The sequence below is a fragment of the Exiguobacterium sp. s168 genome (assembly GCF_018619035.1).
GTDB classification, from domain to species: Bacteria; Bacillota; Bacilli; order Exiguobacteriales; family Exiguobacteriaceae; genus Exiguobacterium_A; species Exiguobacterium_A acetylicum.
Genome location: NZ_JACSNE010000004.1, coordinates 154,143 through 166,899, shown reverse-complemented (window position 1 = coordinate 166,899; position 12,757 = coordinate 154,143). Strand labels below are relative to the sequence as shown.

15 protein-coding genes are annotated in these 12,757 nt (G+C 46.2%); 5 read left to right on the top strand and 10 right to left on the bottom strand.

Annotation, left to right across the window (positions count from 1 at the left end; translation table 11 throughout):
* Nucleotides 1-108 precede the first annotated feature (108 nt).
* Nucleotides 109-432: a hypothetical protein gene (locus KNQ15_RS04635; RefSeq protein WP_023467783.1), complete on the bottom strand. Its 324-nt coding sequence runs from the start codon at nucleotides 430-432 to the stop codon at nucleotides 109-111.
* A 91-nt stretch (nucleotides 433-523) separates the two neighbouring features.
* Between KNQ15_RS04635 and KNQ15_RS04630 the strand changes: the two genes are divergently transcribed.
* A complete protein-coding gene (locus KNQ15_RS04630; protein ID WP_029341260.1) occupies nucleotides 524-949 on the top strand; it encodes a DUF2621 family protein in 426 nt (141 codons plus the stop codon).
* A 42-nt stretch (nucleotides 950-991) separates the two neighbouring features.
* On the opposite strand, the gene KNQ15_RS04625 is transcribed toward KNQ15_RS04630, so the two are convergent.
* Both KNQ15_RS04625 and KNQ15_RS04620 read right to left on the bottom strand, forming a co-directional pair.
* Nucleotides 992-1,471, bottom strand: a complete 480-nt coding sequence (locus KNQ15_RS04625) for a CcdC family protein (RefSeq protein ID WP_214728020.1) — start codon at nucleotides 1,469-1,471, stop codon at nucleotides 992-994.
* A gap of 16 nt (nucleotides 1,472-1,487) precedes the next feature.
* Nucleotides 1,488-2,186: a cytochrome c biogenesis CcdA family protein gene (locus tag KNQ15_RS04620; protein ID WP_023467780.1), complete on the bottom strand. Its 699-nt coding sequence runs from the start codon at nucleotides 2,184-2,186 to the stop codon at nucleotides 1,488-1,490.
* 221 nt (nucleotides 2,187-2,407) lie between these two features.
* Between KNQ15_RS04620 and KNQ15_RS04615 the strand changes: the two genes are divergently transcribed.
* The 3 genes from KNQ15_RS04615 (at nucleotide 2,408) to KNQ15_RS04605 (ending at nucleotide 4,296) form a co-directional block, all read left to right on the top strand.
* Nucleotides 2,408-2,602 (top strand): aspartyl-phosphate phosphatase Spo0E family protein, encoded by a 195-nt coding sequence (locus tag KNQ15_RS04615; RefSeq protein WP_029341257.1) that lies wholly within the window; start codon nucleotides 2,408-2,410, stop codon nucleotides 2,600-2,602.
* A gap of 196 nt (nucleotides 2,603-2,798) precedes the next feature.
* Complete coding sequence (locus KNQ15_RS04610) at nucleotides 2,799-3,095, top strand: hypothetical protein (RefSeq protein ID WP_214728018.1); 297 nt, start codon at nucleotides 2,799-2,801, stop codon at nucleotides 3,093-3,095.
* Nucleotides 3,096-3,399: 304 nt separating this feature from the next.
* Complete coding sequence (locus tag KNQ15_RS04605; RefSeq protein ID WP_029341255.1) at nucleotides 3,400-4,296, top strand: SH3 domain-containing protein; 897 nt, start codon at nucleotides 3,400-3,402, stop codon at nucleotides 4,294-4,296.
* Nucleotides 4,297-4,354: 58 nt separating this feature from the next.
* On the opposite strand, the gene KNQ15_RS04600 is transcribed toward KNQ15_RS04605, so the two are convergent.
* The 7 genes from KNQ15_RS04600 to yneA all read right to left on the bottom strand — a co-directional run bounded on the left by KNQ15_RS04600 (nucleotide 4,355) and on the right by yneA (nucleotide 11,922).
* On the bottom strand, nucleotides 4,355-6,118 hold the full coding sequence (locus KNQ15_RS04600) for an ABC transporter ATP-binding protein (RefSeq protein ID WP_214728016.1): 1,764 nt from the start codon (nucleotides 6,116-6,118) through the stop codon (nucleotides 4,355-4,357).
* Nucleotides 6,115-7,866, bottom strand: coding sequence for an ABC transporter transmembrane domain-containing protein (locus KNQ15_RS04595; protein ID WP_214728014.1), 1,752 nt, complete (start codon nucleotides 7,864-7,866; stop codon nucleotides 6,115-6,117). The genes KNQ15_RS04600 and KNQ15_RS04595 overlap by 4 nt, the downstream gene beginning before the upstream one ends.
* A gap of 120 nt (nucleotides 7,867-7,986) precedes the next feature.
* Nucleotides 7,987-8,217, bottom strand: a complete 231-nt coding sequence (locus tag KNQ15_RS04590) for a YneF family protein (protein WP_012370001.1) — start codon at nucleotides 8,215-8,217, stop codon at nucleotides 7,987-7,989.
* Nucleotides 8,218-8,341: 124 nt separating this feature from the next.
* Entirely contained in the window at nucleotides 8,342-10,330 is a 1,989-nt protein-coding gene (gene tkt / locus KNQ15_RS04585) for a transketolase (protein ID WP_214728012.1), read from the bottom strand.
* Between the two features lie 255 nt (nucleotides 10,331-10,585).
* Complete coding sequence (locus tag KNQ15_RS04580; protein WP_035398122.1) at nucleotides 10,586-10,822, bottom strand: DUF896 domain-containing protein; 237 nt, start codon at nucleotides 10,820-10,822, stop codon at nucleotides 10,586-10,588.
* A gap of 113 nt (nucleotides 10,823-10,935) precedes the next feature.
* Nucleotides 10,936-11,589 (bottom strand): YneB family resolvase-like protein, encoded by a 654-nt coding sequence (locus tag KNQ15_RS04575; RefSeq protein ID WP_214728010.1) that lies wholly within the window; start codon nucleotides 11,587-11,589, stop codon nucleotides 10,936-10,938.
* A gap of 45 nt (nucleotides 11,590-11,634) precedes the next feature.
* A complete protein-coding gene (gene yneA, locus KNQ15_RS04570; RefSeq protein ID WP_023467771.1) occupies nucleotides 11,635-11,922 on the bottom strand; it encodes a cell division suppressor protein YneA in 288 nt (95 codons plus the stop codon).
* A 211-nt stretch (nucleotides 11,923-12,133) separates the two neighbouring features.
* Between yneA and lexA the strand changes: the two genes are divergently transcribed.
* Nucleotides 12,134-12,748 (top strand): transcriptional repressor LexA, encoded by a 615-nt coding sequence (gene lexA / locus KNQ15_RS04565; protein ID WP_023467770.1) that lies wholly within the window; start codon nucleotides 12,134-12,136, stop codon nucleotides 12,746-12,748.
* The last annotated feature ends 9 nt before the right edge of the window (nucleotides 12,749-12,757 follow it).

The following is a 12,757-nucleotide window of genomic DNA, read 5'->3' as shown; positions in this document are numbered from 1 at the left end:
AAAACTTAGATTTAGACACAGAAAATGCTCCCTTCAAAAAGTGGACAGTTTTTGTTATTTCAACTGTCTACTTTTTGGGGAGCATATCAATCCGCATCTCCTTCTTTTTTAATAGTCGAGCAATCTCGAAGCGTCGATTTGACGTTTCGACCCATCCGCGAACATCTCAAGTGTTGCGAAAATCTGGTCATTTGCCCATTCATAGTGAAGTAACGTGAAGTCTTCGAGTGTCGAGACCGTCTTGAACGTTTTCCCGACCGTAAACGCACGCTTCCGGCTCGCATCTTCTGCCGGAACGGTGACGAAGATGACCGTGATCTCTTCGCCCTTCGTATCATAATAGAATTCAACGATCCGACCGTCCGCTGTTTCAGGTAAGACACCTTTACGGGGCTGTCCGGTCTCGTCCAATTGTACGTATGGTTGCAGCATTCTTTCGCCTCACTTTCTCCGTCATTCATCATAGCACGTCCACCTGATTTATGCTAATCTATATTTGATGTGAAAGGGGGATGAGTCGCGCATGGAATGGTTCATGAACGGGATTCTGCTCTGGGGCTTTATCATGATTACACTCATGGCAATTGGCGGGTTTTTCATGTTCCGGAAGTTCCTCAAAAAGTTACCGAAAGAAGACGGTAAATCGATGATGGACTGGGAAGATGAATACATCGACCAGACACGACATCTTTGGACGGATGAGACGATGGAATTGTTGAACGCTCTCGTCATGCCGGTTCCATCGGCATTTCGCGATGTCGCACGCCGCAAGATTGCTGGGCGGATCGGACAGTTCGCACTTGAGGAACAAGCGACAGAGATGACATCTGAACTGGTCGTCAAAGGATATATTTCCGCTACGCCAAAACGCGATCATAAATTCTTGAAAAAAGCACTGACGGAGCACGCCATCGACTGGCGAGACTACGCATTATACTTCCAAAATTGAAGGATGCACGAAAAACCGCCGAAGTCGCCTTCAGCGGTTTTTTTAGTGAGGTAAGTGCGCGACCGGCACGGTGCCCGACTTTACTCGTTTGTATTTCAAATACATCGCGAAGCGCCAAGGGACTATCATTCCAAAAGCGACGAGATAAAAAATGCCGCCCGTTTCGAAAATATCAATCTGCCCGCCGATGAAGAACTTCGCAACCGTCCGAATGAATAAGATACCGAATAAGACGATGAAAAAAGCTTTCGAACGTTGCAAATAAATCTGCCCTTTTGCTTCATAAAAATTGGATGTCTTGATCAAAAAGATGCTGAAGATGGCTCCAATGAGCAATGCTTCCGCCACTTCCGTCCATGTCAGACGGGATGCCGGGTATAAAAACTGTAGCATCCCCGTCGACATCGCAAAGGGCGGGATCAAGATTTTTTTAGCATTCGTCGGTTTTGCTGATGCCTTCACACGAATGAAGCTGATCAGCAATCCCATGACGAGCGCTACCCCAGTTGATATCCAAATCATCCGATCACTTCCTTGATTAAAATCCAGTGAATCCGACGATGTCACTCATCCATGCTGCGAATTTACTCAAGCCATCAAAATACAGCATGACTCCGAAGACCATCATCAAGGCTCCCCCGAATTTCGTTAATTTCAGACTATACTGCACGAACAAGCGCGAACGACCGACGAAGAACGCCATTAATAAGAAAGGAATTGAGAACCCAAGTACGTAAGCAAGCATGTAGAACATACCTTGACTTGGATTGGTCGCAGCTAATCCGATGACTCCTGCGAGAATCGGACCTGTACACGGTGTCCAACCGGCTGCAAAACCGATTCCGACGAGTACCGTTCCGACGTATCCTCCTTTTCGTTCCCCGAGATTCAGTTTCTTTTCACGCATCAAGAATGTCGGTTGCCATAATCCGACGAGAACAATCCCGAAGACGAAGATGACGAGCGCCCCAACCATCCGTAACGTATCCCGATATGTGATAAAGACATCTGCGAATAACGATGTCGATAACCCGAGCACAACGAATACCATCGCAAAACCAACGAGGAACGCTAACGTATGAAACAAGGATCGCTTTTCTCGTACGCCCCGTTCTTTTAAATCCGTTACCGACACGCCTGTGATGTATGAGAGAAACACAGGATACAGTGGTAGCGTACACGGAGAGACGAAAGATAATAATCCTGCTCCAAACGCTAACCATAACGAGAGCTCCATCATGAGCATCCCCTTTCCTTACTACTATAGAAGAAGTTTCTCCTCTATTTTGCCAAACTCCTCTGCATTTAGCACCTATTATCTCACAGAAAGTTGCAAAAGATTCGTGTCCGCCAAAATTACAAAAAAATTACATTTCGTCGATTTTACTGAAATCTCGTTGCACCTAGTAAATGGACTTGCTAGAATATGGATACGACACCAATGTAAGGGAGACTGCTATGACGACACAACAACTATTGACGTTAGCGATCGAAGCCAAACGTAGCGAACTATATCATCAAGCTGACCAGTCCAGCTTCACCTCCCCGCGTGTTCTACAACTTAGTCATGAACTCGACGTCTTGCTTTTAGAATATTCACGCATCGTCCAAAACTATACCATTCACGGTTCGAATGAACCGCTTTTATCTTAATGCACGATCTGGTCAGCATTCGAGTGCGAATGCTGACTTTTTTGTGACTTCTTATTTCTGATGGAGGTGCTTTATGTCCGCTCTTACATTCATTGCTAGTTCTCGTCCTCTCTATATACCTGACGATCTCCCCCAATTATACGTACATGAAGTCGAAGCGATTGAATACGTATCATTGAAGCGAGGAAGGTTCACGATGCCTTACCTGTACACGATCGAAGGTGCTGATCAGTGGGAGTTCATGATTTACTTACAGCGTTATATGGAAGAAGGAGATGTCCTCGAGTTGCTTTATATTGAAAATCAAAATGACAGCATGCATGACCATCTACCATCCGCCCCCTTACTAGAGCCGATTGAAATCAATATTCGACAGCGAACGTACCAAACGATTCACGGCACGTTTCAGCTTTCCGCTAACGATTGGATGCAGGAATTGTTCCATCGTTCTTACCTGACAGCGTTCAGCGTGACGACGATCGTCAAGTATTGATCTGCGTATCCTCCATTTCACTTTTTCATCACTAGACGATAGAAGGATGACATAGTTTCTATTTTTAAGACTTTTTTCTGTTGAATTGTGCGAATCTTTCAGCAAAAGTAATCCAAAAGACCTACAAACATCCGTTTTTCATAATCAGTATGTCCTATCGATGACAAAAACCGACCTTTTGCAATCTCGTTGTCACAATAGCCCGGTTTGTAACTCGAATGACATTGACCTGTAAACGCACAGGTCAGTTTTGCCGTGTAAAGTAGGAACAGTAAACACAGCATATGTCAGGAGGACATCAATAATGAAAAAAGCAGTTTTCGCTGCCGGTCTTGCAGCAACAGCTCTATCAGTAGGATTTGCCCAAGAGACAGAGGCTGCCTCAGAAACGGTAACAGTAAATACACCAGTACTCAACGTACGCACAGCACCTACAACTGCATCAGCAGACGTAGGCAATGTTTATAAAGGTCAAACATTAAATGTCGAAGGACGTTCTGGCGCATGGATCCAAACACACATTAACGGTCAAAAACGTTATGTTCATGGCGCGTATACGTCTGCAGCAGGCTCATTCGACTTTAAAAAAGCGACAGTTACTACGGCAGTACTAAACGTCCGCACACAACCAACGACAAGCTCGAAAGATGTCGGTAACCTCTACAAAGGCGAAAAAGTCAACGTAGAAGGTAAAGTCGGTGCATGGATCAAAACAACAATCGATGGTAAAACACGCTACGTACACAGCGACTATACTTCACTCGCTGGCGTATCAAAAGCACCAGCAGCGCAAGCACAACCTGCTGCTAAACCAGCTGCGAAGCCAGCACCAAAAGCAGCTGCTAAACCAGCAACTGCAACAAAACAATCGACACCTGCAAAATCAGGTACGAAAGTGACAATGAACGTCACTGCTTACACGAACGACCCGTCTAACAACGGTAGCCAACTCTACAACGGTCGTGCGTTGACAGCAAGCGGTTATGACGTTACAAATACGATCACGTACAATGGTATGCGTATCGTAGCAGCTTCTTCACAATACCCAATCGGTACACGTATGCACATCGAAGGCATTGGTGAAGCAATCGTACTCGACCGTGGTGGCGCAATCCAAGGTAACAAACTTGACCTTCTCGTTGGTTCACAACAAGAAGCACTCAACTGGGGACGCCAAAACGTCACAGTCACAGTCTACTAATCAAAACAAACAACCTGCCGGGCGAGATCGCCTGGCAGGCTTTTTTTATGTCTATTTTTTAAGAAACCGTGACATGACCGGATTGCAACTGGTACATCTTTTTATACAGACCATCTTGCGCAATCAATTCTTGGTGATTGCCTTGCTCGATCACTTCTCCTTGATGCAATACAAGAATCAAATCGGCATCTTGAATCGTTGATAGACGGTGAGCAATGGCAATCGTCGTCCGTCCTTGACGCATCCGTTCAAGTGCAACTTGAACTTTTTCTTCCGTCTCCGTATCAATCGAACTCGTCGCTTCGTCGAGAATCAGGATTTTCGGATCTCGCGCCATCGTGCGTGCGAAGGAGATCAACTGACGTTCTCCAGCTGAGAACGTCGCGCCCCGTTCCGCAACGGGACTATCATATTGCTGGTCCAGTTGATTGATGAATCCGTCGGCTTGTACGAATTTGGCAGCCGCTTCGACACGATCAAAGGAAATCGAACTATCGAATAATCGAATGTTATCAGCGACCGTTCCCGTGAACAAGAATGAATCTTGCAACACGAGTCCGACGTGCTGTCGTAGTTCTTCTTCCGATAACTGCTCGAGCGGTTGACCATCAATCAAGATCCGACCCGATTGGTACGCGTAAAAACGCATCAAGATGTTAATGATCGAACTTTTCCCACTTCCCGTATGACCAACGAGCGCGATCGTCTGTCCTTTTTTCGCCTCGAACGAAATCCCTTTTAAGACGTCTTTTTCTCCGTCATAGCTAAAGCGAACGTTTTCAAAGACGATATGTCCTTCCGATACGCGTGCCTCCCCTTCGAGCTGTTTCGTTGGTTCTGGCTCATCCGTATCGAGGACCTTGAATACACGGTCTGCTGAGACGACAGCTTGCTGGAACTCGGACAACCGTTGCATGATTTGCTGAACCGGTTGGAAAATCCGCTCCATGTAGCTGATGAAGGCATAGACGACACCGACTTGGACCGTTTGTGAGAACGATAGGACACCGAAATACGTTACGAGTGTCGCAATTGAAATGGCGAGTAACAGTTCAATGATTGGTCGCAGTAACCAACTATCGAGCTTCAAGTTCTTATAACGGCCATTCTGGTGGGCAACGTTCGTCTCCTCGAACTCTGCCATCAAGCGTTTTTCTTGGCGGAATTGTTGAATGATCGCCATACCGTTGATGGATTCGTTCAGTTGGGCATTGATTTTCGATAGTAAATCGCGGACTTCCGCGTAATACTTCGTCGAATACTTTCGGTAAATCCAAATGATGAAATAAAACAATGGTAACAACAGTAATGCAATCGTCGCGAGTCGCGGCTCTAGTAGATAGAGGAAGATATATGTTCCGATCAACTGGACACCACTTTGTACGAATGTCGACAAGACACCGATGTAGAGCTCCTTGATCGCTTCCGTATCGTTCGTGATCCGGGACACGAGCACTCCGGCAGGCGTCCGGTCAAAATAGGCAAGCCGTAGGTGCATGACATGACGGAACACATCAATGCGTAAGCGTTGAATGACTTGCAAGGCAATCTTTTGGAATTCGAACGCTTGCAAGTAATCGACGATGATCCCTGTCGTATGCAGTAACAAGTACGCTGTAAACAAAAGTGCGACTTCCTGTACTGGGTACGTACCCGGTGCGACGTATTCATCAATGAAAATCTTGACGAGATATGGTCCACCGAGTTTTGCCGCTGTCGTAATGAACAGCAGGATGAAGGCGATGCTGACTTGCTTTTTGAACGGTTTGACGAAATCAAGCAATCGCTTCAGGACGGCTTTTTCATTGATATCATGATTCATTCGGAACGCCCTCCTTGTTCAACAAGTGATTCTAGTTGCTGGCGATCGTACGTCTCTTTATACCAACCGTCATGGGCGAGTAACTGTTCATGCGTGCCCCGTTCGATGATCCGACCGTCTTCAAGGACGATGATCTCATCGGTATGCGACACAGCCGACAGGCGATGGGCAACGATGATTTGTGCCTGATCGTGATCCGCCGTCCGGAAGTGATGGATGATCGCTTCCTCGGTTTTGGCATCGACCGCAGACAAGGCATCATCGAGCACTAAAATCGGACAGTCTGCTAATAATGCCCGGGCAATCGAGATCCGTTGTTTTTGACCGCCGGATAACGTCACCCCACGCTCCCCGACCATCGTCGCGTACCCTTCCTTAAATCCAAGAATATCATCATGAACCGCTGCAATACGTGCCGCTTCCATGATGTCTTCCATTGATGCATCCGGTTTTGCAAAAGCAATATTGTCGGCAATCGACGCCGAGAATAAGAAATGATCCTGTGGAACGATCGCCACTTGACGACGGACGGTGTCACGTGTCAATTGTTTGATGTCTCGTCCACCAATCGTGATGGCGCCTTGTTTGACGTCGTATTCGCGAGACAATAAGCGAACGAACGTCGATTTCCCGGCACCCGTCTTCCCGACGATGCCAAGCGATTTACCGGGCTTCAACGTCACATCGATGTCTTGTAAGACCGGTTGCGTATCATAGATGAAACGCTCAATCCCAACGTGGAGTTCTGGTGAGGAAACACTCGTTGCTGCTTCTTTTGCGTCTTTAATTTCCGGTTCAATCGCAAGCATCCGCTCGATCCGATCGTAAGAAGCACGACCACGTTCGACGATGTTGAACAACCAACCGAAGGCGAGCATCGGCCATGTCAATAAACCAAGATATGTAGTGAATGAGACGATGTCACCGATTCGGATTTCGCCTTGTTGTAACAGATACGCACCGTATCCGACAGCGATGATGTACGATAGACCGACTAATCCAAAAATCGTCGGGTCAAACAGCGCGTCGATTTTTGCGACACGACGGTTCTTTTGGACGACGTCATCCGATAGATCCGTAAACGTCTGTACATCAGACTCCACTTCTCCTGTTGCTTTTAAGACACGGACACCACTAATGCTTTCCGCGACCTTGTCATTCAAGTCGGAGAAGGCTTCCTGCGCGTCATGAAAACGCGAATGTAACATTTTCCCGTAGCGTGACGTTAAGTAAACCATCAGCGGCATCGGTAGAAGTGATACGAGCGTCAATTTCCAACTGATCGTCGTAACCATCGTGATGATGACGAAGCTCCCCATCGTCACCGAGTCGACGAGCGTTAGAATACCGGCACCCGCTGTCATCGATACCGCCTGTACGTCGTTCGTCGCATGCGCCATCAAATCTCCGCTCCGATATTTCTTATAGAACGATTGATCCAAATCTGAAAAATGACCATACAGTTGACTGCGTAACAATCGACCGAGACGAATCGATGCCCCAAAGATATGAAAACGCCAAAAATAACGAATGAAATACGTCGCGACCCCGATGAGCAACAATGTACCTGCTAGACGAATCAAATCATTCTTCGTCAAGCTCCCCTCGCTTAGACCATTGACTGTCGTCCCGATGATCTTCGGTGGAATGAGTTCTAACGCTGCTACAAAAATCAAGCAGACGACCCCAAGACTATACGCTTTCCATTCTCGTCGGAAAAACCAACCGAGTTTCCTGAAGACTCCCATTCAAGTCTCCCCCCTTTTTTAAATCCTATGATTATTTTAAATAGTCTCACATTTTAGATTAGTTCTCTTTCTAAAAAATAGCAAATAAAAAGGAGACCATTTGGTCCCCTTTCGTACAGCTTATTTTTTAGGTGATTTCATTGAACCACTCATTGAACGCATCACTTGGTTGACTTTCTTTTGTGATGGCTTTTGACCCATTTGCATCATCAATGTCTTAATCATATCTTCGTTGATTGGTGGGTTTTGCTCCAAGTAGTTCATCATGTATCGACGAGCGATATAGAAACCAAGGGCGACACCTGCTACCAAGCAAAGAAGGGCAATTAAAATCCAAATCCATGTAGCCAAGTTGCTTCCTCCTCTAACTTAAAACGTCGCTTTTTACTATACTATAATTCCAATTGTTTGCATAGATGATAATAGATGAAAAACGAGCCCGACGTAAGATCGGACCCGTTTTTTCCGGAAGTGATTATCCGAGTTGCTTGACTGTCGCTAATACGTTCTCAACAGACATGCCGTATTCTTTCAAGAGGAAGTCTCCAGGAGCAGATGCGCCGAAACGATCGATTCCGATGACTTGTCCTTCTGTTCCTACATATTTGTACCAACCGAGTGAAGCCCCTGCTTCGATCGCTACACGTTTCGTGATGTGTTTCGGAAGAACTGATTCTTTGTACTCTGCTGACTGTGCTTCGAATATTTCCCATGATGGAAGCGAAACGACAGCTGCTGATTCACCAAGTTCTTTTTGTGCTTCGACAAGAAGGTGAACTTCTGAACCCGTACCAATTAAGAGCGTATCAGCTTTCGTGACGTCACCAGCGATGACATAACCACCTTTTTCAGCGCCCTCTGTCGTCGTACCTTCCAGTTCAGGAAGACCTTGACGTGTCAAGACGAGAAGTGTCGGTTTGTCTTTTGCTTGAACCGCTGTTTTCCATGCTGCGATCGTCTCTTTTCCGTCTGCTGGGCGGTAGATCGTGACGTTCGGCATTGCACGGAAGCTCATCAAGTGCTCGACTGGCTCGTGTGTTGGACCATCTTCCCCAACAGCGATCGAGTCGTGTGTCAAGACGAAGATTGATGGAAGTCCCATTAATGCTGCTAAACGAACAGCTGGACGGAGGTAATCCGAGAAGACGAAGAATGTCGCGCCGTAAGGAATGACGCCACCGTGAAGGGCCATACCGTTGACAGCCGCAGCCATTGCGAATTCACGTACACCGAACCAGATGTTACGACCGCTTGGGTCGATATCGAAGTCTGCTTCGCCTTTGAGCATCGTGTTGTTCGATCCTGCAAGGTCAGCTGAACCACCGAATAATGTCGGAACGTTCTTCGCAAGACCGTTCAAGACTTCACCACTCGTTTGACGTGTCGCTTTTTTCGATGACAAGTCGTACGTCGGAAGATCTGCTTCCCAGTTGCTTGGCAATTCGTTTGCGATTGCGCGAACGAGTTCCGCATGCAATTCTGGATGCGCTGCTTCGTATTGTTTCATCGTTTCGTTCCATGCGTCTTCCGCAGAAGCACCACGTTGGACGATTCGCTCGTCGAACAATGATTTGACTTCTTCAGGGACGTAGAACTCTTCGTGATCCCAAATGTAGCTAGCTTTCGTCAATTTGATTTCCGCTTCACCGAGTGGTGCACCGTGAGAAGCCGATTTCCCTGACTTGTTCGGTGAACCGAAGCCGATGACTGTCTTGACTTCGATCAACGTTGGTTTTGTCGTCTCTGCTTTTGCCGCCGCGATTGCTTTCGAAATCGAATCGATATCCGTTCCGTCTTCTACGCGAATGACTTGCCAGTTGTACGCTTCGAAGCGCTTCTGGACGTTTTCAGAGAATGATTTATCGAGATCGCCGTCAAGTGAGATATCGTTTGAATCGTACAATACGACCAATTTACCAAGACCAAGGTGACCTGCGAGTGAAGCCGCCTCAGCTGAGACACCTTCCATTAAGTCTCCATCTCCACAAATTCCATATGTGAAGTGATCGACGACATTGAGATCGTCACGGTTGTATTTTGCTTCAAGATGACGTTCTGCCATCGCCATACCAACTGCCATTGCAATCCCTTGACCAAGTGGACCTGTCGTCGCATCTACACCAGCCGTGTGACGATATTCCGGGTGACCTGGTGTTTTTGATCCCCATTGACGGAATGATTTAAGATCATCCATTGATAGATCATATCCCGATAGGTGGAGGAGTGAGTAGAGAAGCATCGAACCGTGTCCGGCTGAAAGTACAAAACGGTCGCGGTTGAACCATTCTGGATTTTTAGGGTTGTGGTTCATATGATCCGCCCAAAGCGAGAATGCCATCGGCGCTGCTCCCATTGGCATACCTGGGTGACCCGAATTCGCCTTTTGTACGGCATCAATCGATAAGGTACGAATCGTATTAATTGCTAATTGTTCTACTGTCGTCATGTTCGTCAAAACAATCATCCTCTCTCTTTTTCACAAATTCCTACTCATTTTAGCACACTCTTAAATGTGATACAACTTTTCTAAATAGTATGTCACATTCAAATGAATGCGCTATCTATAGCCGTTCTATCGACTCATACAGGATGCATGAATTGATGAAAGATCGTTATTAAGATGTATTGCTATCGTACAATGTTTCCTTATCTAACCGCTCTAACAAAAAAGAGGTCCGCTTGACGCGAGACCTCTTTCTTCTATAGAAGAAACAAACGATTATTGTTTATTCCGTTCTTCTTCTTGTGCTTGTTTCAACTTCTCTGGTGTTACGTCCGTCCCCTCTTCATCGACGATCTTCATGCCCATGAGTTGGTTTTTGAACGATCCACGGAATGCTGCGAGATACGCTGCACGTAACTCTTTTTGCTCGGCTGTTTCGGCTTCCGATAACGGCTCAACTTTTGATTTATTCGCTAATGCATTGATTCGATCTAATTGTTCTTGTGATAACATGGAATCCCTCTTTCTGTACGACTCAAACTTGAGTAGTTCAATTGTATTCTTACTGTAAAAGAGCTTACTAAAAAAAGCAAGTTAACCGCGTCAGTCGACGGGTTACTTGCTTCTCATTCCGAACTAGGCGTCAATTCGCGGTATTCAAGATATCGACGATTGACCGTTGCTTTTGAGATATCATGCCCCATCCCGCGAAGCGTAATAGCGATATCTGAAAACGTCAACCCGAGTTCTCGGAGACGTACGATTTCTTCGATCGGTACGTCTTTTCGACTACGCCCGGCGTTCTCTCCTTGACGATTGAGATTACGTTCCGGACGAAAGCCTTGTTCGACCGCTCGCCGCATGCCACGGGCGATTTTTGCATTGTGCAGTTTCCGTTGATATTCTTCAACGAGCGAGACGATCTCAAGGACCATCGCTTCTGCATCAGCAAGCTGATATTCTCCATCCGAATCAAGTGTCATCAACCGAACACCGTGCTTCTTAAACGTGTGCAAAATAGCGATTTTCGCATTCCCCCGACCAATTCGTGTGTCATCCGTCACGAGTACCGCATCTACCGCATCACGTGTCACATGGTCAAGAACCGTCAGCATTCCTTCCCGATCAACGTCATATCCACTCTCTTTTTCAGAGACGATGTCTATGACATCAAAACCCTTTTGAGACGCGACCTTGGAAAGCTCCATCCGTTGGCGTTCAATCGAACTATCTTGTGCTTCTTTTTCGGTCGACACCCGACAATAAATCACGACCTTCATCGTACCTCACATCCCTGTTCGTTCTTTCACAACTTTTCCATTTTGTCATTGTTGTGCGATTGGTACAACGATTTTGCTTTTTGAGATGACGTGTTTTGTCTCGACATCATTATTTTTGATCAACCAGTTGACGTATTCTTCATCTGACATCGAACCATCATTGTAGACTTCAGCAATTTGTTCGACTGTAGCGTTCTCATCGACCGTAACGGAAGCGGTCATCAGTTGCGCTACCTTTTCATCCGGGCGTGGTGTGAGTAAAAAGATCACGAAGGCAATACTTAATGCATAGAAGAGAATTGAAAAAGCATGAGTACGAATCGTATGAATCATCATGAATCCCTCCAAATATGAAATGAATGATTTAGAATAAATGTTCGCGGAACAATTGTTCGCATAACTCATAATAAACACAGAACCCGTGTTCGGTCAACACAAAATGTCGAACAATTGTTTGTACGCTCATTTGTTCTATGTTATAGTGAATTTAGAAACATATATTCTTACATTTCAAACTTCAATCCAGAAAGAGGTGGCAATTCGTATGCGGAAAATGTCTAAGCGCCAACAAGAGATTCTCGACTACATCGTCTCTGAAGTGAAACTGAAGGGGTATCCACCATCAGTTCGTGAAATCGGAGAAGCAGTCGGACTCGCGTCTAGCTCGACGGTACACGGTCATTTGGATCGACTCGAGAAACGGGGAATGATTCGCCGTGACCCGACGAAACCACGTGCGATTGAGATATTGCTTGATAAGCCTGAAGAAATCACGGAAGCCATCGTCCATGTTCCCGTCATCGGGAAAGTCACAGCGGGTCTTCCGATTACAGCGATTGAAAACATCGAAGAACAGTTTCCGCTCCCTGCACATTATGTAGGAAATGAGACGGTCTTCATGTTGACAATCGATGGTGAATCGATGATTAACGCAGGTATTCTTGACGGCGATCGTGTCATCGTGCGCCAACAAAACACAGCAGAAAACGGAGAAATCGTCGTAGCTATGACCGAAGATAGCGAAGCGACGGTGAAACGGTTCTTCTTAGAAGATCAACAGGTACGTCTACAACCAGAAAATGACTCGATGGATCCGATGTATTTCGATAATGTCTCCATTCTTGGTAAGGTAATCGGCGTGTATCGGACGATTCATTGACGGAGGGAC

Excerpts from the sequence above, each read along its gene's own strand:
- KNQ15_RS04620 (WP_023467780.1), bottom strand. The coding sequence starts at position 2,186 with ATGGAGCTCTCGTTATGGTTAGCGTTTGGAGCAGGATTATTATCTTTC.
- KNQ15_RS04605 (WP_029341255.1), top strand. The coding sequence starts at position 3,400 with ATGAAAAAAGCAGTTTTCGCTGCCGGTCTTGCAGCAACAGCTCTATCA.
- KNQ15_RS04595 (WP_214728014.1), bottom strand. The coding sequence starts at position 7,866 with ATGGGAGTCTTCAGGAAACTCGGTTGGTTTTTCCGACGAGAATGGAAA.
- KNQ15_RS04580 (WP_035398122.1), bottom strand. The coding sequence starts at position 10,822 with ATGTTATCACAAGAACAATTAGATCGAATCAATGCATTAGCGAATAAA.
- KNQ15_RS04635 (WP_023467783.1), bottom strand. The coding sequence starts at position 432 with ATGCTGCAACCATACGTACAATTGGACGAGACCGGACAGCCCCGTAAA.
- KNQ15_RS04615 (WP_029341257.1), top strand. The coding sequence starts at position 2,408 with ATGACGACACAACAACTATTGACGTTAGCGATCGAAGCCAAACGTAGC.
- KNQ15_RS04630 (WP_029341260.1), top strand. The coding sequence starts at position 524 with ATGGAATGGTTCATGAACGGGATTCTGCTCTGGGGCTTTATCATGATT.
- yneA (WP_023467771.1), bottom strand. The coding sequence starts at position 11,922 with ATGATTCATACGATTCGTACTCATGCTTTTTCAATTCTCTTCTATGCA.
- KNQ15_RS04610 (WP_214728018.1), top strand. The coding sequence starts at position 2,799 with ATGCCTTACCTGTACACGATCGAAGGTGCTGATCAGTGGGAGTTCATG.
- KNQ15_RS04600 (WP_214728016.1), bottom strand. The coding sequence starts at position 6,118 with ATGAATCATGATATCAATGAAAAAGCCGTCCTGAAGCGATTGCTTGAT.
- lexA (WP_023467770.1), top strand. The coding sequence starts at position 12,134 with ATGCGGAAAATGTCTAAGCGCCAACAAGAGATTCTCGACTACATCGTC.
- tkt (WP_214728012.1), bottom strand. The coding sequence starts at position 10,330 with ATGATTGTTTTGACGAACATGACGACAGTAGAACAATTAGCAATTAAT.
- KNQ15_RS04625 (WP_214728020.1), bottom strand. The coding sequence starts at position 1,471 with ATGATTTGGATATCAACTGGGGTAGCGCTCGTCATGGGATTGCTGATC.
- KNQ15_RS04575 (WP_214728010.1), bottom strand. The coding sequence starts at position 11,589 with ATGAAGGTCGTGATTTATTGTCGGGTGTCGACCGAAAAAGAAGCACAA.